Origin of the sequence: Marinobacter nitratireducens (assembly GCF_000708045.1) — a bacterium.
GTDB classification, from domain to species: Bacteria; Pseudomonadota; Gammaproteobacteria; order Pseudomonadales; family Oleiphilaceae; genus Marinobacter; species Marinobacter nitratireducens.
On sequence record NZ_ANIE01000001.1, the window covers coordinates 163,339 to 184,334 of the forward strand.

Genomic DNA, 20,996 nt, shown 5'->3' on the forward strand with positions numbered 1-20,996 from the left:
TGGGTGTTCCTCCTCTACTTTGAAGCTGTTGCTCGTTCGAATCGGACACAAACCCAGGACTTGCCTATCTGGCGCCCCAAAACGGCCGAAATGCCGCTGCGTTGATAGGGAAATCCTGAGGGCTTGCAACCCGGATGCCTTGCACACCCGGGCCAGGGCAGCGGGTGCTAGGTCAGCACCCGCTTCGCTTGCCCTTGACGTTGACGCGACTGCCATTGTTCGTCCATGACGACAGGCGCATCGGAAGCATGAAGGGGCTCCTTGCCCCGGATCAGGTCGGCCGCCCGTTCCGCCACCATGATGGTGGGCGCGTTCAGGTTGCCATTGGGAATGGTCGGGAAGACGGACGAATCCACCACCCTGAGATTTTCGATGCCGCGCACCCGGGTTTCCGGATCAACAACGGCAAGCTCATCCGTACCCATCTTGCAGGTACAGGATGGGTGATAGGCACTCTCAACCGCCTGACGGACAAAGGCATCAATCTGCTCGTCCGTCTCTACACTTGCACCGGGCTGGATCTCTGCACCACGGTACTCGTCCATGGCGGGCTGATTGATGATTTCACGGGTCAGCCGCACGCAATCCCGGAAGCCTTCGCGGTCGGCTTCATGCTCGAGATAATTGAACCGAATGCGGGGAGCCACTTTCGGGTCTGCGGATTGCACATGGACATTGCCACGGCTCTTCGGCTTGTTGTGGCCGATATGCAGCTGAAATCCGTCGCCATCGAAGGCCTCTTTGCCGTCATACCGCATCGCCGCCGGCAGGAAGTGATACTGTAAATCCGGCCACTCAACGCCGGCCTTGGAGCGGATAAACCCGCAGGACTCAAAGTGGTTGGTGGCGCCCAGACCGTCCTTGCGCAGAATCCAGCGCACACCGATCTTGAGCTTGTTCCACCAGTCCAGCTTGCGATTCAGCGACACCGGCTGCTTGCAACGGAACTGGAAATAGAACTCCAGGTGATCCTGCAGGTTCTCTCCCACACCGGGCAGCTCGTGCTGCACCTCGATACCGGAGGTTTTCAGCACGTCCGGGTTTCCGATACCGGATAGCTGAAGCAGATGCGGAGAGCCGATGGAACCGGCCGAAAGAATCACCTCGTCGTTCGCAGTGACGTCATGAACCTGACCGTTCTGCTCGTAACGAACACCGGTCGCGGTTTTGCCGTCCAGCAACACCTTGTGTACCAGGGCATGAGTCACCACCGTCAGGTTCTCTCTTGCCATCGCCGGACGCAGATAGGCATTGGCGGTCGACCAGCGACGACCGTGGCGGACGGTCATATGCATGGGGCCGAAGCCTTCCTGCTGGCCGCCGTTGTAGTCGCCGGTTTCCATGTAACCCGCATCGGTACCTGCCTTGATAAAGGCTTTGTAAAGCGGGTTCTGCATGTTGTTGCCGTTGTTCACACCCAGCGGGCCGGTGTCACCCCGGTAGTCATCGCCACCAAAGGCCCAGGTTTCCGCCTTTTTGAAATACGGCAACACATTGCTGTAATTCCAGCCCGTGGCGCCTTCGGATTCCCACTCGTCGAAGTCACGGGCGTGCCCGCGCACATACACCATGCCGTTGATGGAGGAAGAGCCACCCAGGACCTTGCCCCGGGGGCAGTGCATGCGTCGGTTATCGAGAAACGGCTCCGGCTCGGTGTGGAACTGCCAGGCGTATTTTTTGGTGTTCATGGGAATAGACAGGGCGGTCGGCATCTGGATGAAGATGCTTTTGTCGCTGCCACCGGTTTCCAGCAACAGAACCTGCTTCTGCCCGTCTTCGGTGAGGCGGTTGGCCAGCACACAACCGGCAGAGCCCGCACCCACAATAATGTAGTCGTATTGGTTTTCTTTCATACAGCGTCTCCTCTGTGGCCCACGGGATCAGAACGGTGCGTCGATATCCTGCATACCCACATACACCGACTTGATCTGGGTATAGTGGTCCAGGGTGACGCGCCCGTTTTCCCGGCCAATGCCGGAGAGTTTGTAGCCGCCTACCGGCATTTCCGCCGGTGAAGCGCCATAGCTGTTGATCCAGCAGATACCGGCTTCAATCTGATGAATCACCCGATGGGCCCGACGGATATCATTGGTGAACACCGCCGCTGCCAGGCCGGTCTCGGTGTTATTGGCCCGGGCAATCACCTCGTCTTCATCGGCGAACGTAAGCACGGACATGACCGGCCCGAAGATCTCTTCCTTGACGATGGTCATGTCATCGCTGCAATCGGTGAAAATGGTCGGTTCGACAAAGTAGCCACCTGCCGAATCCTCGGGCGCAAAGGCCCGGCCGCCATGGCTCAGGGTGGCGCCTTCTGACAGGCCCCTGGCGATGTAATCCATGACCAGTTCCTGGTGCTTCTTCGAGATCAGGGCACCGAAGTTGGTCTCCGGATCCATCGGGTCCCCCGCCTTGATGTTCTTGCGGGTGCGCTCCAGTAGCCGCTCAATGAACTGCGGGTACAGGTTCTCGTGCACGAACACCCGGGTGCCGTTGGTGCAGATCTCGCCCTGGGTGTAGAAATTGCCCACCATGGCCGCGGAAATCGCATTTTCCAGATCCGCGTCATCGAAGATGATTAAGGGTGATTTTCCGCCCAGCTCCATGGTGACGTCCTTGAGCGTACTGGCGGCGGCGGCCATCACCTTCTTGCCAGTGCCAACTTCGCCGGTAAAGGAGACTTTGGCGATGTCCGGGTGATGAGTCAGCCACTGGCCGACTTCGGCCGCGCCCTGCACCACATTGAACACCCCGGCGGGTACGCCCGCTTCGATAAAGATTTCAGCCAGCTTGATCGCGCCCAACGGCGTTTCTTCCGAGGGCTTGAAGATCATGGCGTTACCGGTGGCCAACGCAGGCGCTGATTTCCAGCAGGCAATCTGCAACGGGTAGTTCCAGGCACCGATTCCGGCACAGATCCCCAATGGTTCGCGGCGGGTGTAGTAAAAATCGCCACCCAGGTCCTGCTGATTACCTTCAATAGACGGGGCCAGTCCGGCAAAAAATTCGATGGCATCGGCACCAGTCACCACATCTACGACTTCCGCCTCCTGCCAGGGCTTACCGGTGTCCCGCACCTCAACCGCAGCCAACTCATCGTTACGCTCCCGCAGCAACGCCACTGCGCGCAGCAGGATTCGGCTACGCTCTATCGCGGGCATGGCAGACCAGTGTGCAAAACCGGCACGCGCGCTCTCGATAGCAGCCTGCCGGACAGACTCATCCGCCACTTCGACCTCATAGATGGTTTCGCCAGTGGCCGGATTGACCACGGGGAAGGTTTCGCCGCTGGTGTTGGCCAGAAAACGGCCATGAACGAAGTTCTGATATACAGGTAGGTTGGTGGACATGTTGACCGATAACCTCAATTCGCTGAATTCGTCGCCCCGGCCTTGGCCAGGGTTTCATGAATAAACTGTTTGGTAAGCCGCTCACCCGCCTCAAAGCTTTCCATCGGGTCAATGCTCAGGGCACTGCGGAGCCAGAATCCGTCAATCATCGCCGCCGTCTGCCGCGCCGCCTCGGTTGCAGCCTGCGGGGGCAATACTTGCGCGAAGGAATACCGCAGGTTGCTGTACAAACGCGCATTGTTGATCTGCTGCAGACGTTTTAACCCCGGCTCATGCATGCTTCGCGCCCAGAAGCTCAGCCAGGTCTTGGCTGCGAGTGAGGATCGCTGAAACTCGGAAAAATTGGCTTCAACAATGCAATCCAGCCTCAACGCCGGCGACCGATGAGCTTGCGACATACGCTCTCGCAACTCTTTGCCCAACTGGTCCAGCAAGTAGCGCAAGGCGGCTTCGATCAGCCCCTGCTTGCCACCGAAATAATGGCTGATAATCCCGGACGACATCCCTGCCCGCTTGCTGATGCTGACGATGGTCGTGTTCTGCATCCCAAGCTCGGCAATCGACTCCATGGTCGCGTCGATCAGCTGCTGTTTTCGTGTGTCCTTGACCCCGACTTTTGGCATGACGGCTTCGCTGTTTGATCCGTTAATTTTTATTGATTGAACGTTCAATCAATAAAAAGGTTACAGAAATGAGAGACGGGCTGCAAGTTTTGGCCAAAACCCATTCAATGCAGGAAACGCGCTTTTAACGAAAAAAGCCCGCATGATGCGGGCTTTTCAATCACTTACTGCGTGACGGTTACTCGGTCTTGGTCAAAATCACCAGCCCCAGTTCATCCACGTTGCCACCGGTCTCTTCCCAGCGCAGTGCGAAGATCCCCATGCTGGCGTCTTCGTTGAAGAAACCATCCATAATGGTTGCGCCGTCGGTGTCATCGATCGTCAGCGTGGTGGCACCGTCCGAGCCAATGGAGGCAACGACAGCTGCACCCTGCTCTGTACCAGTCTCAACAGCGATCTGGCCGGCAAGTCCGGTCTTGGACACGTCCAGGAAGCTGCCATCGATTTCACCGGCAGACTCAGAGGTCATGGTCAGGAAGGTGTTGAACTTGCCACTGAACAGTTTGAACTCTTCATTCGTGCCCAACTTCATCGACATGGTCTGCATGCGGTACTTGTTGCCAGTAACCGTCGGAGCAGTGGTTGGCAGCTTGATCATGACGGTTTCACTGTTCGAGGAGTAGTCACTCGCCACACCGTTGTCCTGGCTGTCAGCCTCGCTCAGCACGATAAAGTCGAAGGTATCGTTGATAAAACCGTCAGCGGGCACAGGTACGCCCCCATCCGACCCGATATGGGTAATATCACCATCGGCGGTAACCGTCACAGGCTCACCTGTCCCACCGACCTCGGTGATCGACTGGTAGTTCGGGCCGTTGCTGTCGCTGCCAATCTGATGACCGTGGCCAGCCTCGACCGCGCTATAATCGAGGGTACCGTCGCCATGGAAGGTCAGCGTGTTCACTTCTGTTCGCAGCTCAATCACGCCACCCATCAAATAGGACTCGATGTACACCCGGCCAAAGTCGCCTGACAGGTCAGCATCCGTGAAAGCGGTTGGCAGACGCGCAAACATTTCAATGGAACGCAGGGCCTCATCACCGACTTTCTGATCCGGGTCGATCGCATCTTTCACACCATCGTTGTTGGTGTCCACGGTGGCATAGCGCACGGCAGCTTCATTCGGCTGCACAATGAACAATCCTTTATCGGCAACCTGGACAAGGTTGTACGTGGTTGCGGGACGCCGCCACCCGGAGTCGCCATCAATATCCTCTTCAAATTCACCCTCAATGGAGAGGATGCCGGAGTCGGTAAGGGTGCCCGAGAATGTCTCGTCGACCGTTTCGCTGTAGGTATCGATATAGAGGCTACTCGTAGCAAGCGTGTTACCGCCAATACGACCGTAGGCCCCGTCCTCGTCCTTCAGGTTGATGGATACGGTGCTTGAACCACCGTCAGACATGGTAAAGGTCGCCGCCCACATATCATGCGCGTAGTCACCAAACGCGCTGTCGTCGTTGTCATGAAGTTCAAAGCCAAACGCAGCGCTACGGTAGTCACCGGCAACCGAGGTTGCATCTCCGTCCCCGGCTGAAGCGACCGCAACTTCGTTCTCAACAAAGTCACCGACCTCCTTTTCAAGCTCGGTGTATACCGCATCCAGATCCGCCAGACCGTTGGCGACCAGGTCAAACTGTTCCACGGAGCCGTTGAGCTTGACGACATCCTGAACAACCAGCTGGTCCAGATCTGCACCGGTTTCAATGAACTTGCGCAAAACAAACTCGGATACCGGAGTGATATCGACATCCTGCTCCACAACCTGCGCACGGAGTTCATCATTCGCACCGCTAATGCGAACGATCAGGTTGCCCGCCAGGTTCACGTCCTGTGGCAGGGTTAGCGTGTAATCACCCGTAACAGAGGTCGCCGTTGTCGCCAGTACATCGCCAACCTGGTTGCCCTGGTCATCCACCCGGATCAACTCAACGGTGGCGCCCTCAATCGGGTCCAGCCCTGTAATGCCAGCCGCAACCGGTGTCACCACAAAATTCAGAGCAATTTCAAACATACTCTGCGGCTCGAAGTGAGCCACAGCGCCACCCGGGGCAAGTGCGGTACCGGAAACCGTGCTGTCTGTCGTTGTCCCGCTGTCACCTCCTGAACTGCTACTGCCGCCACATCCCGCAATCACCAAGGGCGATGCAATCGCCGCTGCCAGCGCTAACTTCCTGAACTGATCCATAACCACTCCTTTTTGATCGATCTCAATGGACTGAGTAGTTCAAAAGTTAGCAGCGGACCGGTAATCCGGTACCCCCCATATGGGGGGTATTGTGTTTAATTAACAATAAATTACAGTTGGTTGACCCGATCGGCCATCATTGTTTCCGACGATAACCGGGATCGGTCCAGCATTTTGGCAACGGCTCTCCAGATGGAAACGCCAGCTCGGGTTTATCATAGAATTCAGGGTCCTGGGCTTCTTCACCGTAATGAAGGCTTCCCTTTACCCGGGTGTCGTGTGGGTCAAAAAGTGCCTTGGTATCAAGGACCTCAATCAGATGCCCGGTGGATTTCTCGGCCACAAACATAACGCTCTCCCCTTTTTCACGCCGACTCTTTAAACCTAACAGAGGTCTGCGATGTTTGCCCGTTACCCGCCCGCTTCGGTTTGCGGCCGAACAGTACCCAGTTTCCGATAACCGCCAGGGCTGCCCCGGCGAAGGCGGTGCCGCTCCAGACAAAGCCTTCGAGCCAGGTGGAGACACTCAAAGCCACCACCGGGAACAGCACAGTCGCGTACCCCGCCTTGTCCGCACCGAGGGTCCGGATCACGGTGATGTAGCTAAAGAAGGCCACGATGGATCCGGGAATCGCCAGGAACACCGTCGCGCCCCAAAACACCCCAGCGGTAGGAAGCATCCACTGGGTACCGTTGATCAGGCACCAGGCACCCAGGGCAACCGCACCATAGAACATGGCCCAGGCATTACCGGCGAACAGTGGTATATCTTCGGACCGAACCTTGAGGCTGATCATGTTGCCGAGCGAGAACCAGAAAGTACCAGCAGCCGCAAACAGGAGGGCCGCGGGCGTGGCATTTCCGACCTGCAGATCGTGCCAGAACAACAGCGCGACTCCCGTTACCCCAAGCGCGACCGCCGGGTAAATCCGAGGTGTGGGCAGAATGCCCATGAACACCCGTCCGTTGAATGCATTGAACAGGGCCGCCAGGGAAAACACCACCGCCAGCAAGCCGCTGGTCATGTTTTCGGCGGCACGGTAGATCAGCAGGAAATTGATGCTATAGAGGGTCAAACCCTGCAGTACGAGCCAGCCATGCTGACGCGCTGAAAAGCGTGGCAATCGCCTTAACAGCGCCAGTCCGCCAAGGGCAACGGCAGAGGCCATCACAAACCGGTAGAACACCGAGATATCCACAGGCGCGGACTCCACTTGAAGGCGAATGGCCGTCCAGGTCAGCCCCCAGATCAAAACCGTAAGCACATAATGGGCACTGACAGGCATAGAAAACCTCCAAATCGGATGACGAGCGGACAGATAGCGTACCTCTGTGCCCCAATTCCGGACTTGTCAGATCTTGCTCAAGAGTGGAAGATTCTTGCGATACACACCGGGAATCCAGATCATGGCCAACTCTCAACAACAACCCAGGGATATCGTGACCGCGCTGACCAGCGCCGGCGCTGCCCCACGCCGTGTTGTGGAGCTGAATGATGGGCGTGCCATGGCCCATTGGCGTAATGAGTATGGTCAGGCCAACTACGAGCGGCCCCGGCACCACGCTCTGAGCATTTACACCCAGGGCGGTGAAACCACAACCCGGCAGGTGAATGGAAAAACCGTCAGCCACGGCTTTCCCGGCGCCGTGTGCCTGTTTCCGGCGGGCAGCCAGTCGCAATGGAACATCAACGGCCCGTTCGAATTCCTGCACTTCTACTTTACCGATCAGGACCTACAACACTGCATGGAATCCACCTGGGACCGCGATCCATCCTGCCTGCGCCTGGAGGAGCAATACCAGGTTGAGGACGGGATACTGGCCCAGGCTGGACAGCTACTCACCATGAGTGACTGGAACAGCGTGAACCAACCCCAGGCCATGGACCACCTGGCACACTGGCTGATCCTGCAGCTTGCCAGCCGATATGGCGCAACCACCCTGCCAGAGCCAGACGTCCAGGGGCAGTTTTCCCGCCGGCAACAGCAGGCCCTGGTCCATCGGATTGATGAAGCGCTGGGGCAAAATCTGGACCTGGCCACCATGGCCGGCTGGCTTAGTCTTAGCCCCTATCACTTTGCTCGCCTGTTTCGGGCAAGCTTCGGGCTGGCACCCTACCAGTATGTTCAGGAGCAACGGCTGTTGCGTGCACGACGCCTGCTCCGACATCCGGCCGCAAAGATTACCGCGGTCGCACTCGAATGCGGATTCGGAGACCACAGCCAGTTTTCACGGGCGTTCCGGAAGCGGTTCGGGGTCTCGCCGTCCCAATACCGCACCCATGGGCGCTGAGACACCGGATCCCCAGCTCAATCCCACCCGCTGTCAATCAACTGCTTTTCAGCCTCAGGCGGCATCACGTCACTCGCCATCATCCGATCAAGCGTGCTGTCGAGCGCCGACCCACCGCTGGCCGTCTGGTACTCGCCAACTGCCGAACCAGCTTCAACCGGAATCTGGGCGACGCGCTCCCACTCCCCGGCCTGATCAAGGCAGGCAATGTTTTCACTGGCGCTATCTCTTCCCTGCAACCGGTACTGCCGGCAATACTGCCCATCGCGGTTGCTGAACGTGAACCGTGCCACCAGCGACTGGCCATCAGAAAGCACCCTGTTTTCACCACTGGGCGTGGTTTCCAGAGCGTTCGCTACGGTTTGCCACTGATCACTGGCATCGTTACTGGTGAACGGGCCCAACTGAGCAACCGCAAACCCCATCACCAGAACCGCCGCTACGGCGGCCCCGGTATGCTCCCGAACCCCCTGGCGCACGCGACGCCACATCGGGAATTCCACCACCTTACCCGTCGATTCCGGCGCCTCCGCCAGCATGGCGGTCACAGCTTCCGGCAAAGGTTGTTCGTCAATTTCGCCATAGTGAGCACGCAGCTGTTCATCCACCACCGCCAGATCGGCAATCCGGTCCGTCAGGGTCGGGTCTTCCTGCAACGCATCACGGACGGCCTGCATCTCCTGTTCGGGCAGTTCGGCGTCCAGGAAGGCGGAGAGTGTTTCGTCGGAAATGCTCATGTGGATGTCCCCGCAGGTTCAGAATTCAACATCGTGACCAGGGCGGCCCGCGCCCGGGCCAGCCGGCTCATCACCGTGCCTTTTGGAATCGCCAGGGTCTCGGATACCTCCTGATAGGACATACCCTGAACGGCCACCAGTGAGATAATCTCGCGCTGTTCCGCTGGCAATCGATCCATGGCCGTATTCACCTGGCCGAGCTCTACTTCTCCAGCGGTTTTACGCTCGCCGTCGAAGACTTGGCCGTCGCTGAGTTCCGGTTGCTGAGCGGCCTGCTGACGAACCTTTCGGGCCCGACATTCGTCAATCCAGAGATTGCGACAAACCCGGAACGCCCAACGGTCCAGGCCGACGTTATCCGGAACCTCGCGGCCAAGCAGTCGCTCAACCGTGCCTTGCAGCAGGTCATCGGCTTCCGGCATCGAACCTGTCAACGAATAGGCAAAGCGTCGAAGGCCAGGCAGAAGCGTCGTGAGTTCCTGTTTTATTGCGCTATTGTGTGTCGTCATGCCTTATAGACGGATAAGGAACGTTTTTATTCCAGAATTTCGGGAATTTTTTTCAGGCTGGTACGTTTAATAACCATGAGCATAGACAAGATTCCCTTCACAAGATTACTGGTATTCGCAGGTTGTGTAGCCGTATCACCCTCGATCCTCGCCATCGGAAGCGGTGGTCTGGCTCAACCCACACTCGATGCCATCGAACGTCGCGTTGAACAGTCCGCAGAGCGGGCGGTACAACGCGCAGCCGAGGAAAGAACCGTTGAACGGGTCGTCCATCAAACGGTTGAAAAAGCGACCACCAGGGTGGAGAAACTCGCTGGTCGCCTGCCCATTCACAGGAGGGATGGTCGAGAAGCCTTTATCGATGCACGGGTCGAAAACAACTGGCGGGCCGTAGAGCGGCAATGGCTGGTAACCATCACCCCGGATGAAACCGAACTGTTCGACCAACCCGGCATCACGCCGCTGGAACAGACAGAGTTATCAGGGCTGGGCATCACCATTCTGCGCTTCAGAGTCAGCGAAGCTCTCGATTCCCTGGACGCCCTGAAATCCCTCTTCCCCGAGGACATTGCTGATCGGCTGGACCGCAATCACATCTACAACCCGGAAACCGGTTCGGCCATCGGATCTCCGGAGAACCCGAAAGCCAGTCGTCTGCATTGTGACGCTCCTCTGAACATCGGGATGGTCGATACCGCCATCCAGACAGATCACCCCAGCTTTGCCAATGCCAATATTGTGCAGAAACGATTTCTGGCAGAGGAACAACTGATCGAGCCGGACGATCACGGCACCGCCGTTGCCAGTCTTCTGGTGGGAACACTGCCACAACATCCAGAGCCCAGGCTCGGGAATGCCACCCTGCTCAACGCATCGGTCTTTTTTGGCCGGAATAATGAGAGCTCCGGTGCCACGCTGATGCATCTGGTGGAAGGGCTGGACTGGCTGGTGTCCCAAAAGGCCGATGTGATCAACGTCAGTATGGCTGGGCCGGACAATACGTTGCTACGCTTGGCCATCCGGCGAATCATCGAAAATGGAATTCCAGTGGTCGCCGCCGTGGGTAATCAGGGCCCCTCGGCACCACCGCTGTTCCCTGCCGCGTATCCGGATGTGGTCGGCATCACAGCAATCAGTCGCGTAAGGCGCCCTTACCGCTGGGCCAATCGGGGCGAACAGGTGGATTTCGCCGCCATCGGTGTTGATGTCATGGTTGCCTCCAGCAATGGTCATTACGAGCGGCAAAGTGGTACCTCCCTGGCGACACCTCTGGCCTCCGCCCGCCTGGCGTGTGACCGGGTGAGCACTGGCGCAGCCATTGCCGATCTTTTTGAGGGCCTCACCATACTCGCCATTGATCTTGGCGAGCCGGGTAAGGACCCAATCTTCGGCTACGGTCTGCTGGATCGCCTCTGATCAGAAGCTGGCTCGCAGGATCAGGGACGCCACGGTCTTGTCGTAATCCGCCGAATCCAGTTTGGAATCATAGTTTGTCCACTCCACCTTTGCTTCCGTTGTCAGCACATCAGTCAGCCCCACTGACCAGCTGAGGTCGGCTGTGGAGATCCTGTCACTCCGCGTCTCCGATGACACACCTCCACCACCAAAGAACGGGAACTGCGGTCTTTCAACGGTTGAGACCGGTTCGTCATAATCCCGGTACTCATAGCGCCAGCCAAGCTGAATGGTATTGTCGTGCCCGGATACATCGAACCGGTTTTTCAGGCGCACACGGCCTGCGAGCATCTGGTAGTCGTAGGCATCGGATTTGGCATCTTCCTCGTTACCCTCAATGCCCAGCACCAGCACAGTCTGCTGCTGGTTGAAAAAGAAGAAACCGTCCAGCCCGAGGCCTGTCACCTCGGCGTCTCTCGCCTCGTCGTCCTCGTAATCCTTGCGACTGCTCAGGGCACTTAACATCAGGTAGGTATCGTCCTGTGCCAGGATACCCAGGTAGACACTGCTGCGATTTAGCTGAAGCAGTGGATCAGACGCCAGGGTGGCGTAGGAATAATAATGATTGGCCCCCAGGGTCACAGCACCTACATCATAGCTGACGTCCACCGACGCCAGGTGAATGTCCTGATCGAAGGCATCCTCATCCTGGTAGCTCCGGGATGTAATATCATAGGTGCCAGTGAGGGTCAGGTTATCCACAGGCTGACCGCTGATATCGAATCCGGCGCCCAGTAACAAGGCCTGGTCGCTTTCACCGGAAGAGGTTTCCAGCTCATCAACGTTCAGGTTACTGTCGTATTCAGCGCCGGCTTCCACATAGGCGCCGCCATCCACAGCGAACGCCGGAGGAATGCCCATTACCGCTATCGCGGCTGAAGCCAGTAAACGGTAAGTTCGTTGCATAATCGGCTACTCCCAAGTGCAAAAAAGACCGGGCCATGTGGCCCGGTCCCGTAGGTTCGGCTATTTGCTCAGAGCAAGCCGCCTTTGGCAGAGTTACGCACGGAGCCCTTCACACTGTTACGTACTTCTCCCTTGATGCTATCGGAGACAGACGCGCCGATTTCCTGTCGGGTTTCCGCACGGATTTCGGTTTTCTGCTGAGCCTGCACACGGTTTTTGGCTTCTTCGCCCATGGCACCGGCCTCTTCCCGCGCAGCCTCACTCATCGCTTGCCCCTGTTCACGGGCAGCATTGGCCTCGGCCCGGGCTTCCGCCTGAGCCTGGTTGCCAACGGAGACGCCTGCCTCAACGGCCGCGTCACCAGACTGACGGGCCCGCTCTCGCAGTTCCATGGCTTTGCTCTTCGCGGCCTGGCCCATGGTTCGGGCCTGAGCAGCGGTCTCCTGGCCACCATCGGCATTAGCGTTGGCATTAGCAGAAACCCGAGCCTCGCCAGAGGCGTCAGCACTTCCCGAGGACCCATTTTGTTCCCCAGCTTCAGCACCGCCGCCAGCCTGGGCGTTCATACGCACCTCAGCCTGTACGTTGGCATTGGCTGATGCATCGGACTCTGCCGCGAACGCGGGGATGGAAAGAACAGAACAAATCGCGATTGTCAGAGCATGCTTCATCATGGTTTTACCTCCGGTTTTTATGACGTATTCACCGGGATAACGTTTCAAGCACAGAGATATTCCATATTTTTTGCTTTTTTTATACCCAAGCATTCCTTTGGCCCGTGCCAGACTCCTGCCAGCGTTACCAATCCTGCCAGAACGGTGATACATTCGACTCACGCGCTCACTAATAACAACAGGATCCCCGATACCGGTGCTCCAGACACAAACAAGCCACCTCCCGTCCCGTTTCATCCTGAAAGCTGCCTGTCTGTTTATTCTGCTAACCGCAAACCTGGCATTTGCCACGCAGGATGAGTGTAAGAGCCTGATTGTCAGTGGTAATCCCGAATACCCGCCACTGCTCTGGCCCGACCCCGATAACCCCGAAGAGCTCATTGGCGTCGTACCCGCCCTGCTGCATGAAATTCTCACCCCAATGGGTGTCACCCCACATATCCAGAATGTTGGCTCCTGGGCCCGGGTACAACACCTTGCGAGAACCGGCACCATCGACATGGTGGCAGGCGCCTTTATGACCAAAGAGCGCTTCGGGTACATGGACTACATACTGCCCCCGATCATCCATCTGCCGACCGCAATTTGGGTGCCCAGGGGGAAAGAATTTTTGTACCGGCACTGGCCGGATCTGATCGGTAAAACCGGAAGCACGCTGATCGGAAACAGTTTTGGCCAACGATTCGACGCCTACGCGGAAGAGAATCTGAATATCGAGCATGTACGGTCGATAGACCAGTCTTTCGCCATGGCGGCGGCAGAGCGCATCGACTACGTGCTCTACGAGCAGCTGCAAGGTCAGGTCAAACTTGCAAGGGAGGGAAAAGCGGATCAGTTCGTGCCCCTCGAAAAGCCCATCAGCAGAGAAGGCCTGTTCTTTACCTTTCCCAAGAAATCTCCCTGCAACCATGCGGCATTCAGGGAACGGGTCGCTGACCGGCTCTATAAACTGGTGAACAATGGCAGGGTTGAAGAGTTGGTCACGGAGTATACTGAGCGGTATACCAATAACGACTGAGTTGAAGGAGCCTGGAACATGCCTGTCATAGCATGGATCTTCATCATTCTCGCCGCTGCGATGATCATTGGCAGCCTGATGCTGCTGCGGGATTCCGCCAATACCATGAACATCTCCGACGAGAAGATGAAACGAATCAAAGAGCGCCAGGCGGAACTGGAAGCCAAGGAGAAGGAAAACGACTAGGGGGCCCATCCCAAACGGACCGCCCTCTTATCCCCAGCTCCAGCCAAACATTCCCGATTTCTTCCCCAGAATCGTGGCTGATATGTGGGTATCACTCGCCTTACCTGCCAGGCCATAGCAGACATGCAGTGGCAAGAGATGCTCCTCCCGGGGATGACAGAAACGGGCATGGGGCGCTTTCTCCCAATTCAGCAGCCTGCTCGTGCGCTCTGCTTCATCCATATCGGAATCCATGCAGGTCTGTTCCAGCCAACGCTCAAATGCTTCATTGCGAGCCCGGATATCCGGTGAATCTGGCGCAAAGAAAGCCCGCATGTTGTGGAACGAAAAGCCGGAACCGATCACCAACAGGTTATCGTAGTCCAGCGCCTGCAGTGCGCGACCGATGTCGATGTGGCTGCCTGCATCCAGGCTGTTGACCAGCGACAGCTGAACGCACGGGATATCCGCCTCCGGGTACATCAGCTTCAAGGGCACAAACAGCCCGTGATCAAAGCCCCTGTGCTCATCCAGCCTGGCGTCGATGCCCGACTTGTCCAATGCCTGATATACCTGCAGGGCCAGGCCCGGCTCACCCTCGCAAGCATACTCGATCTCGTAGGACTCAGGCGGGAAGCCATAGTAGTCATAAATCAATGACGGATGGGCGCCCGAGGTAATGGTCGGCACCGCTTCTTCCCAATGAGCACTGACAACCAGGATCGCTGAGGGTTTGGGTAACGCCTGAGCAATTTCCCGGAGCCGGGCCACCATATCCCGGTGGCCCGGATCTCCCAGCAGCGACATGGGGCCGCCACCGTGGGAGATAAACAGAACATTGGTTGATGCATTCATCACGCGAACCTGCGCGCCAGAAGGTTATCAACGGCGACCCGACCGGAGCCCTGTACAGCGAGGGCAAGTGTCGCAGCAAACAGGCTCAGCGCGAATTCATAACCATTATTGGACATGAACAGACCGTTGCTGAAATGCACGCTGAAAATTGCTACCAGCATCGTGAAGGCAGACACCAGTGCGGCCGGGCGGGTCAACAGTCCGATGATCAGCGCCAGCCCCCCGAAGAACTCGGCGCTCCCTGCCGCCAGCGCCATCAGGTAGCCCGGCTCCAGACCAATACTCGCCATCCATTGGCCAGTGCCTTCGAGTCCGTATCCACCGAACCAGCCGAACAGTTTCTGGCTACCGTGGGCAAGCAGGATAATGCCGACTGGTACGCGCAGAATCAGGGAACCAAAACCGCCATTGGACGCAAACAGGGTTTGAACAAATCGGGAATTCATAGTCTTCACCTCGATAGAGTGTGTTTGGTGATGGGACATCCGCCCCAGCGATGTGCCTACTTTACTATCACCAAAAACAAAGACTAAGCCGCCTGTTGTTGTATTATTATCAATGATACGTTGTTAATAAGTTAAGCCTTGGGGGCCCTTATGGACCGCATAGAGACCATGCGCGCGTTTGTCACCGTTGTAAACGAAGGTTCGTTTACGCTCGCCGCAGACAGGCTGGACCTCTCACCCCAGCTGGTCAGCAAATACGTCTCCCAGCTTGAACAACATCTCGGCACACGACTGCTCAACCGCACCACGCGACGCCTCCATCTGACGGAAGCGGGCACCCGCTACCACCTGCGTGCCCAACAGGTACTCAACGACATTGAGGAGCTGGAAAGCCAGGTGGGTGATCTGCACACCGAAGCCAGGGGACTGCTGAGGATCAGTGCTCCGGTCTCCTTTGCGATCCGGCATATGGCCCCGATGCTCAGCGAATTTCACAAAGCCCATCCCGCCGTGAGCATTGATCTGCAACTGAACGACCGCAAAGTCGACATCCTTGAGGAGGGCTTTGATATCGCCCTTCGCATCGGGCACCTGAAGAGTTCCTCCCTGGTTGCCAGGAAGATCGCGCCCGTTCGGCTGATCATGTGCGCCTCCCCGGACTACCTGCACGAACGGGGCACCCCGCAGAAACCCGAAGACCTGAAAAACCACGACTATCTGCGCTACAGCTACATGGACCCGGACGCCATCCCGGAGGTGCACAAGTGGCTGATGCAAGATGGCAAGTCGTCCGCCGGTGGGATGATCAGCAACAACGGCGATGTGCTGGTTGAGGCCGCCATTGCAGGCGCTGGCATCACGCTTCAGCCATCGTTCATCTCTGGTTCGGCGATACGGGACGGTCACCTGAAAATCATTCTTCCGGACTATGAACCCGAGCCCATGGGGCTATACGCGGTGTATGCTCATCGACAGCTGCTGGCAAGCAAAGTACGAAGCTTCGTGGACTTCATGGATGGGTATTTCGGCAACCCGCCCTATTGGGATAAGTTTGAGTTATAGTCACAAGCCTGATCCAACGCTGCTAGCCGGTTTACACCTCTCTTTCATGATTCGGAGAACAGCCCATGGCCGTCCTGCCCCAACTGACCGATGCCACCCTCACCCTCGAAAACCGCATCGCCGTGCTGACCTTGAATCGCCACGATCTGCGCAATGCCCTCACCGGCTCCAGCCTCATCGACGATATCGTGACCACCGCAACCTGGGTGAACGCTTGCAAGGACGTGAGCGTGTTAGTCATCACCGGAGCAGGATCGGCGTTCAGCGCCGGTGGCAACATTCGTGACATGGCAGAGCGTGGTGGTGATTTCGCCGGCGACCCGGCCGAGTGCGCGGAACGATACCGCGAGGGCATTCAGAGAATCCCGTTGGCCATGCACGCCATTGAGGTGCCGGTTATTGCCGCCGTGAATGGGCCCGCCATTGGCGCAGGCTTTGACCTGGCTAACATGGCGGATATCCGGATCGCGGCAGAATCAGCAAAGTTCGGTGAAACCTTCCTGAACCTCGGGATCATTCCCGGCGACGGCGGGGCCTGGTTCATGCAACGTCTGATTGGCTACCAGCGGGCTTTTGAACTGACGCTGTCCGGTCGCGTCGTCGACGCCAAAGAGGCGAAAGAACTGGGTATTGCCATGGAGGTGGTTCCGAACGAAGAGTTGATGCCGTCCGCCTTAGCCATGGCAAAGCGTATGGCCGAGCAGCCGCCCAAGGCGACCCGACTCACTAAACGGTTGATGAAAATGGCACAGCGGATGGAGCTGAAAGACTTCCTGGATCTCTGCGCATGCTTCCAGGGCATGAGCCATAATGAACAGGAACACCTGGATGCAGTGAACCGAATGATCGAGGCCATGTCCCGAAAGTGACGGCGCAAACGAACGAACCCGAAGACCGTTAGCAATATGACACATATTGCTACATTAAATCTCGGTTCGTCGCTTCCCAGCCTCTCAGGGGTTGGTAAACTGAATAACACACTACTACAAAAACGAGGCCACGAGGCCCAAAAGCGGGGTTTACCTTCCGTGATCCTGAGCAAGGCGTTACGCGTTTTTCTCCTGTTTCTGATGGTTTGTGCCAGCCACACAACCCGTGCAGAAACACACACCGTGATCGTTGCGCCGGACGGCTCCATCGGAAGCCATTTCCAGTACTGGGAGGACAAGGATGCCAATGCATCCATAGAAGCCGTCACTGCTCTGCCAGCGTCCAGCTGGCAGGACCAGCCCTCCGGCAAGGCCACCATGGGAATTACCGAGTCCGCTTTCTGGCTGAGAGTGCCCGTCGTCAATCAGACCGCCGAACGCCTTAACCTGGTTGCAGAGCTGGCCTATTCGCAACTCGACGATGCCACGTTTTACGTTTTCTCCGGCGATAGACTGACCCGTGAGTACCGGACCGGCGACACTCACCCCTTTTACCCCAGGGATATCGATCATCCGAATGTCACCATGCGATTTCACCTGTCACCCTCGGAAGAGAAGACGCTCTACATCCGGGTGATGACTCAGGGCACCATGGTCTTGCCGCTTCGGATCTGGAAAGAGCACGAGTTTTACGAAGCCGAGTCTTACGAGAACAAGCTGCACTTTTTCTACTACGGCAGCCTTGCGGTTATCGTGCTGATCAACCTGGCGGTTTTCCTGACCCTGCGGGAAAAGCTCTACCTGTTTTACTCGCTGGCGATCTTCGGATATCTGGTTTTCTTTGCCGCCATCAGAGGGTTCACGTTCCAGCATTTCTATCCCATGCACCCGGACCTTCACGCCCACGTGCTGGTTCTCTCGATGCCTTTCCTTGCCATGTTTTCACTTCTGTTCTGCATGGAGTTTCTCAAGGTCGGCTCTCACAGCCCAAGACTCAAAAAGGCGCTGCTCGGGATGTTGGGCTTCGAGATACTGTTTTTCCTGTTCTCACCACTTCTGGATTACAACACCGCCATTCAGATTGCCTCGCTATCCGCGTTCGTATTCTTCTCCCTGCTGCTGATTGCCGGACCGATCAGCTGGGCGGCCGGCATTCGGGCCGGAGTATTCTTTACCATCGCCTGGTCACCGCTCACCCTGGGCGTGCTGGCAACCGCAGGTCGTGCACTGGGGTTGTTTCCTGAGAACTTCTTCACCGAGTACGCCATGCAGATCGGGTCCGGCCTTGAGGCCTTCATTCTAACCCTGGCGCTCGCGGACCGGTTGTATCGGGAGCGAGAAGAGAAAATCGGCGCTCAGGCTGACAGCCTGCGTAAAGAAAAAGCCCGTAACGACGCTCAGGACCGCCTGACCGACGCCATGACCCACGATCCCGTCACCGGTTTGCCAAACCGTAACCGTTTTGAGTGGATGGTGGACCAGCAACTGAAGATGGACCCGGATGGCCGGTACATGGTGGGCGTTACCCGGATTACCCGATTGAAGGAGATCAACCGCACCCTCGGGCTCGAGCGAAGCGAGCGTTTGTTGAAGAGCCTTGCGGAGCAGATGACCGAACTGGCCGAGAAGCTGCCGATGGTTCACGCGACCATCGACAATCACGGCCGGGTCGAGCGGGTCTACCAGCTTTCCGGCGACAGCTTTGGCCTGTTGGTCGATGCAAGCAACACCAGTGACAACTTTCAGAGCATCAACAACGCGCTCAAACAACTGGCAGAACCGGTGATGCTGGATCATCTGGCCATTGAGGCTCATCCCCGCTTCGGTGCGGCAGCGTACCCTCAACATGGTAACAAGGCATCCGTCCTGATCCGGAACGCCCATGTCGGTCTGGAAATGGCGCCTCAGGGAACCTTCGAGACTGGTTTTTACTCCCGTCAGAATGATATCTATAACGAAAGCCGTTTAACCCTGATGTCCGACCTGCGGGAAGCTTTGCACCAGGATCAGACCAGCCTTCATTACCAGCCCAAGGTCTGCGTCAGCACCGGGCAAGTGGTCGGCGTGGAAGCCCTGATCCGATGGCATCACCCGGAGCGGGGCTGGGTGTCACCCAGCGAATTTATCCCGCTGGCTGAGCGCACCGGCGTTATAAAACATCTGACCCGTTGGGTCGCAGACCGGGCGCTGCGTGATCTGAAGACACTCCTGCCGCACGCGCCGGATTTGTCGATGGCGATCAACATCTCCGCAAAAGACCTGGTCTCTGCAGAGCTCAAAGGCTTGTTCGAAACACGGTTGAGGTGCCACGGGGTGCAGGCGAGCCAGGTTACCTGCGAGCTGACCGAGACCGCTGCCCTGGTGGACCCGGAAAAAGGCCTGCAAGCACTGAACGCTCTGTCCGAGCTGGGACTGAAGCTGTCTATTGACGACTTTGGCACCGGCTACTCCTCTCTGTCTTATCTTAAGCAGCTGCCAGCCACCGAGCTCAAGCTGGACCGCTCCCTGATTCACGACATCGATACCTGCGAAAACTCCCGGGTGATTGCGGAAACCGCGATCAAACTGGGCCGGGGCCTCGGTTACCGGGTGGTCGGAGAGGGCGTGGAAAACGAGGAATCAGCCTCTTTGTTAAGAGAACTCGGCGCCGACATGCTCCAGGGCTACTGGGTATGCCGGCCGCTGTCGCTGGAAGACCTCAAATCCTGGCTGGAAACTCGCTCAGAAGCCGACCTCAAAACACGTTTCCAGGTTCGCTAACGGTGCGGCCACCCTGACCTGCATAGAACGAAGCCGTCCTCCGGATAACCTCCGTTATATCGGATCTACGCAACCCCTGCTCGGTCGCGAAGCGTTCCTGATCGGCCGTCTCAAACCTTGTGGGCTGAATGAAATGCAGTGTTTCTACGGGTGTGTTCATTATTCTGGCCACCCCGGGGATGGAGAGCAAAGCGGCCAGAATCGGCATTGGAATATGGCGCGTGGGCGGTTTCTTACCTAGCTCATGAGCGGCTGTCGTCAGCAGGCCCCTGAGGTTTGGCGTCGTTGCATCCAAAGCCAATAACCTGTCTGGCACCTCGCCGGCCGTCGCAGCCAGGGCAATCAGCCGGGCAAGATGATCCACGGGCACCAGCGGCAACCAGTGCTCTGGGGTACCGGGAACCAGAGCCATGCGGCCTCGGGCCAGGTTGTCCAGCAGGGTATACAGCGGCTGAGCCCGATCCAGCTCGCCACTCTCACTATGGCCCGCCACGGTGGCCGGCTGAACTTCAACCAGGTCGATACCGGCATGCTGTGCGTAAGCCCGCACGCGGATCGCAGCTTCGAGCTTGCTCGCCTCATAGGAGCCAGCACGACGATACACCTGAGACCAGTTCACCTGCTCCGGCTCGTCGCTCGTTATTCCCAGTTTTTCGAGGTGCGCCCGGTTCTCCAGCATGAAACCGCTGATGAACACCAGCCGACACCCCAACGACCTCGCCAGCTTCGCAACGGCCAGACTACCGGCCACATTCGTTCGCTGAGCCACAGCCGGATCCAGCCGCCAGCCAAACCGGGCTCCAAGGTGGATGATGGCTTCCACATCCTGCAATCCCATTGGCAGACCCAACTCCGGTGCGTCCAGATCACCCGGAATGCCAACAACAAGCTGCCCGTCTCCACCGAGTCGATCAACCGCTCTGCGAAGTTCAGGCAGTTGCCGTGCAGGCTGCCTGAGCATAGCCATCACCGTGGCACCTTCTCCGGTCAGATGCGCGCACAGATGGCGCCCGATAAAACCCGTCGCGCCGGTTATCATCACAGTCATAGGAACTCTCCTCAAGATCATTGCAGTGTTTTGAGGAGC

The 20,996-nt window shown here is 57.6% G+C and carries 20 protein-coding genes; 7 read left to right on the plus strand and 13 right to left on the minus strand.

Going from position 1 to position 20,996, the window contains the following annotated elements; all coding sequences use genetic code 11:
- Positions 1 to 167 precede the first annotated feature (167 nt).
- The 6 genes from betA to D777_RS00750 all read right to left on the minus strand — a co-directional run bounded on the left by betA (position 168) and on the right by D777_RS00750 (position 7,447).
- Positions 168 to 1,853, minus strand: a complete 1,686-nt coding sequence (gene betA / locus D777_RS00725; protein ID WP_036127645.1) for a choline dehydrogenase — start codon at positions 1,851 to 1,853, stop codon at positions 168 to 170.
- A gap of 27 nt (positions 1,854 to 1,880) precedes the next feature.
- Positions 1,881 to 3,350: a betaine-aldehyde dehydrogenase gene (betB, locus tag D777_RS00730; RefSeq protein WP_036127648.1), complete on the minus strand. Its 1,470-nt coding sequence runs from the start codon at positions 3,348 to 3,350 to the stop codon at positions 1,881 to 1,883.
- 14 nt (positions 3,351 to 3,364) lie between these two features.
- A complete protein-coding gene (gene betI / locus D777_RS00735; protein ID WP_036127651.1) occupies positions 3,365 to 3,973 on the minus strand; it encodes a transcriptional regulator BetI in 609 nt (202 codons plus the stop codon).
- A gap of 178 nt (positions 3,974 to 4,151) precedes the next feature.
- Complete coding sequence (locus D777_RS00740; RefSeq protein WP_036127655.1) at positions 4,152 to 6,161, minus strand: hypothetical protein; 2,010 nt, start codon at positions 6,159 to 6,161, stop codon at positions 4,152 to 4,154.
- A gap of 136 nt (positions 6,162 to 6,297) precedes the next feature.
- Positions 6,298 to 6,510, minus strand: a complete 213-nt coding sequence (locus D777_RS00745; RefSeq protein WP_036127658.1) for a hypothetical protein — start codon at positions 6,508 to 6,510, stop codon at positions 6,298 to 6,300.
- Positions 6,511 to 6,526: 16 nt separating this feature from the next.
- Positions 6,527 to 7,447, minus strand: coding sequence for a DMT family transporter (locus D777_RS00750; RefSeq protein WP_051668898.1), 921 nt, complete (start codon positions 7,445 to 7,447; stop codon positions 6,527 to 6,529).
- A 121-nt stretch (positions 7,448 to 7,568) separates the two neighbouring features.
- On the opposite strand from D777_RS00750, the gene D777_RS00755 reads away from it, so the two are divergent.
- Entirely contained in the window at positions 7,569 to 8,453 is an 885-nt protein-coding gene (locus D777_RS00755; RefSeq protein WP_036127661.1) for a helix-turn-helix transcriptional regulator, read from the plus strand.
- 17 nt (positions 8,454 to 8,470) lie between these two features.
- Here the strand turns inward: D777_RS00755 and D777_RS00760 are convergent, their stop codons facing one another.
- Both D777_RS00760 and D777_RS00765 read right to left on the minus strand, forming a co-directional pair.
- Positions 8,471 to 9,190: an anti-sigma factor gene (locus tag D777_RS00760; RefSeq protein ID WP_036127664.1), complete on the minus strand. Its 720-nt coding sequence runs from the start codon at positions 9,188 to 9,190 to the stop codon at positions 8,471 to 8,473.
- Entirely contained in the window at positions 9,187 to 9,699 is a 513-nt protein-coding gene (locus tag D777_RS00765; RefSeq protein ID WP_051668899.1) for an RNA polymerase sigma factor, read from the minus strand. Before D777_RS00765 ends, D777_RS00760 begins: the two co-directional genes overlap by 4 nt.
- Before the next feature lie 75 nt (positions 9,700 to 9,774).
- Here D777_RS00765 and D777_RS00770 point away from each other — a divergent pair, with 75 nt between their 5' ends.
- Entirely contained in the window at positions 9,775 to 11,115 is a 1,341-nt protein-coding gene (locus D777_RS00770) for a S8 family serine peptidase (protein ID WP_051668900.1), read from the plus strand.
- On the opposite strand, the gene D777_RS00775 is transcribed toward D777_RS00770, so the two are convergent.
- Together D777_RS00775 and D777_RS00780 are read right to left on the minus strand one after the other, a co-directional pair.
- Positions 11,116 to 12,060, minus strand: coding sequence for a hypothetical protein (locus D777_RS00775; protein WP_150112582.1), 945 nt, complete (start codon positions 12,058 to 12,060; stop codon positions 11,116 to 11,118).
- 68 nt (positions 12,061 to 12,128) lie between these two features.
- Entirely contained in the window at positions 12,129 to 12,734 is a 606-nt protein-coding gene (locus D777_RS00780; protein WP_150112583.1) for a hypothetical protein, read from the minus strand.
- Positions 12,735 to 12,930: 196 nt separating this feature from the next.
- On the opposite strand from D777_RS00780, the gene D777_RS00785 reads away from it, so the two are divergent.
- Positions 12,931 to 13,752: a substrate-binding periplasmic protein gene (locus tag D777_RS00785; protein WP_036127673.1), complete on the plus strand. Its 822-nt coding sequence runs from the start codon at positions 12,931 to 12,933 to the stop codon at positions 13,750 to 13,752.
- 18 nt (positions 13,753 to 13,770) lie between these two features.
- Positions 13,771 to 13,938 (plus strand): DUF2897 family protein, encoded by a 168-nt coding sequence (locus D777_RS17760; RefSeq protein WP_081849425.1) that lies wholly within the window; start codon positions 13,771 to 13,773, stop codon positions 13,936 to 13,938.
- A gap of 27 nt (positions 13,939 to 13,965) precedes the next feature.
- Here D777_RS17760 and D777_RS00790 read toward each other — a convergent pair whose 3' ends face one another.
- A complete protein-coding gene (locus tag D777_RS00790) occupies positions 13,966 to 14,772 on the minus strand; it encodes a DODA-type extradiol aromatic ring-opening family dioxygenase (protein WP_036127676.1) in 807 nt (268 codons plus the stop codon).
- Positions 14,772 to 15,218 carry a DoxX family protein gene (locus D777_RS00795; RefSeq protein WP_036127679.1) on the minus strand — a complete coding sequence of 149 codons (447 nt, stop codon included), beginning with the start codon at positions 15,216 to 15,218 and terminating at the stop codon, positions 14,772 to 14,774. The genes D777_RS00790 and D777_RS00795 overlap by 1 nt, the downstream gene beginning before the upstream one ends.
- Before the next feature lie 150 nt (positions 15,219 to 15,368).
- Here D777_RS00795 and D777_RS00800 point away from each other — a divergent pair, with 150 nt between their 5' ends.
- The 3 genes from D777_RS00800 (at position 15,369) to D777_RS00810 (ending at position 19,909) form a co-directional block, all read left to right on the plus strand.
- Positions 15,369 to 16,280: a LysR family transcriptional regulator gene (locus D777_RS00800; protein WP_036127681.1), complete on the plus strand. Its 912-nt coding sequence runs from the start codon at positions 15,369 to 15,371 to the stop codon at positions 16,278 to 16,280.
- 65 nt (positions 16,281 to 16,345) lie between these two features.
- Complete coding sequence (locus tag D777_RS00805) at positions 16,346 to 17,149, plus strand: enoyl-CoA hydratase-related protein (protein WP_036127683.1); 804 nt, start codon at positions 16,346 to 16,348, stop codon at positions 17,147 to 17,149.
- Positions 17,150 to 17,308: 159 nt separating this feature from the next.
- Positions 17,309 to 19,909 carry an EAL domain-containing protein gene (locus D777_RS00810; protein WP_036127687.1) on the plus strand — a complete coding sequence of 867 codons (2,601 nt, stop codon included), beginning with the start codon at positions 17,309 to 17,311 and terminating at the stop codon, positions 19,907 to 19,909.
- Here the strand turns inward: D777_RS00810 and D777_RS00815 are convergent.
- Positions 19,884 to 20,957 carry an SDR family oxidoreductase gene (locus tag D777_RS00815; RefSeq protein ID WP_036127691.1) on the minus strand — a complete coding sequence of 358 codons (1,074 nt, stop codon included), beginning with the start codon at positions 20,955 to 20,957 and terminating at the stop codon, positions 19,884 to 19,886. The genes D777_RS00810 and D777_RS00815 overlap by 26 nt on opposite strands.
- Positions 20,958 to 20,996 lie beyond the last annotated feature (39 nt).